2 protein-coding genes and 1 pseudogene are annotated in these 1,754 nt (G+C 71.2%); all 3 read right to left on the bottom strand.

Features of this window, described 5'->3' with window-relative positions:
• A pseudogene (locus AB0637_RS24960) lies at positions 1-191 on the bottom strand (phosphoenolpyruvate carboxykinase); the annotation flags it as partial.
• Positions 192-310: 119 nt separating this feature from the next.
• Positions 311-637 carry a putative quinol monooxygenase gene (locus tag AB0637_RS24955; RefSeq protein WP_366175484.1) on the bottom strand — a complete coding sequence of 109 codons (327 nt, stop codon included), beginning with the start codon at positions 635-637 and terminating at the stop codon, positions 311-313.
• A complete protein-coding gene (locus AB0637_RS24950; RefSeq protein WP_366175483.1) occupies positions 634-1,599 on the bottom strand; it encodes a hypothetical protein in 966 nt (321 codons plus the stop codon). Before AB0637_RS24950 ends, AB0637_RS24955 begins: the two co-directional genes overlap by 4 nt.
• Between the last annotated feature and the right edge of the window lie 155 nt (positions 1,600-1,754).

The raw sequence follows: 1,754 nt of genomic DNA, 5'->3' as shown, positions 1-1,754 counted from the left end.
TCCTCGTTGAGCCGGATCAGCGTGCCGGCCTCCACCATCTCCGAGGTCAGCCGGTCGAACTCCTCCTGGGACCCGTCGCACCAGACCACGGCGTCGGGTTCGGTGAGGCGGGCGATGCCCTGCACCCAGGCCGTCACGTCGGGGTTCACGGTGGAGGTCGTGGCGAGGGGCGTGTCCAGCTGCGTCGTCAAGAGCTCGTCTCCCGGATCGTGGGTGTCGTCGTCGAACCCCACGATCCGGGAAGCGGCAGCACCCCAGAAGGCCCTACCGCCGGAAAGATCGACCGATCTTCACAGCTGGTGCATTCGCGTCAGCGGGGCTGGACCTCACCCATGGGCCCGAAGCCCGCCACGTCCGGCGCCTCGACGTAGATGATCTGCGGCTGGGCGGCCACGTGGTCCGGCATCTCGGAGATGGCCTTCTGGAAGTGGTCGGACGCCACGTGGGTCCTGCCGGCCTCGTCGTCGCGGAAGCCCTCGACGAGCGTCCAGAGGTTCGGGTCCTCCACGCCGCGGGACCAGTCGAAGAAGAGGTTCCCCGGTTCCGCGCGCACGGCGTCCGTGAACTCCTTGACGAGCTCGGGCCAGCGGTCGGACAGCTCGGGCTTCACGGGCCACTTCACGACGATGAGGATCATGCAGGGAGCCTAGTGCGGTGCGCCCGCCACGCCAGGGCGAGGAGGACGACGGCGGCGACGCCGAACAGGACGTTGCCGGCCAGACCGGTCACCGGCGGAACACCGAGCTGGGCGGTGTTGATCGGCGCGAGCCACAGGTACGTCGCGAGCGCTCCCGTGGCGGCGGCGAGGTGGTGCGCCGGGCTCCACCCGGGGCGGTGAGACTCCCGGACGAGCAGGGCCAGGCCGACGAGGAGGACCAGGGCCCCTCCTCCGGCCGCGACCCAGCCACCAACGACGAGGTCCACCACCCAGAACCCGCTGGTGACGGCGAGCACCCCCATGACCACGTGACGGGGACGGTGCGCGGGCGGGCCGTGCTGCTGGACCACCGGTCGTCGCGCCCGCACGGCGGCGGCTGCCACCAGGCCCAGGACGACTGCGGTGGTGACGACGAACTGCGGCCACGTGCCGACGAATCCCAGGTCGACGGCCTGCAGGACGCCCAGCCCCACGCAGCCCACGACGAACACGGTGGTGACGACCGCCAGGCCCCGCCGCCGCAACCAGGGCGCGGCGGGTCGAGGGTCGAAGGCTTCGACGAGGACGATGGGGACGAGCGTGCTGCCGATGGCGTGCAGGGCGATCGCATCGACGGTGAGCCGGGCGCTGATGCCGAGCCCGGGGACCTCAGCCCAGTCGGCGAAGTCCGGCAGCCCGAGGTACCCGGGGTTGAAGACCATCTGGTCGACGAGCCCCTCCTCGACGAGCGCGTACGCGACGGCGAGGAACCCCATGACCGGCCACGTCGCGCGAGTCCGTCGCCCCACCTCGCGGATGAGCACGGCGCCGCCGCCGTAGAGCGGTGCGAGCAGCAGCAGGGACGGAAGCGCTGTCAGCGCCTGGTTGCCCAGGACGAACTCCCCGGTGAACGGCGCCAAGAAGAACAACGCCAGCGCACGCAGACCTCCGCGGTTCGCCACGGCGCGTGAGCGTAGCCCTAGAACGGTGGTGGGTCGTCGGCATCGCGGGCAGCGCGCAGCGCGGCGACCCGTTCGGCGCGGTCGTCGACGTGTTCCCAGACGAACTGGGTCTTGAACCGGTGGTGGGTGCGGCACAGGGCCTGGATGTTGTCGGC

It is taken from the genome of Kineococcus sp. NPDC059986, assembly GCF_040702905.1.
Classification (GTDB): domain Bacteria; phylum Actinomycetota; class Actinomycetes; order Actinomycetales; family Kineococcaceae; genus Kineococcus.
Note: the sequence above shows the minus strand (reverse complement) of the source record. Positions and strands in the feature narration are given on the sequence as shown.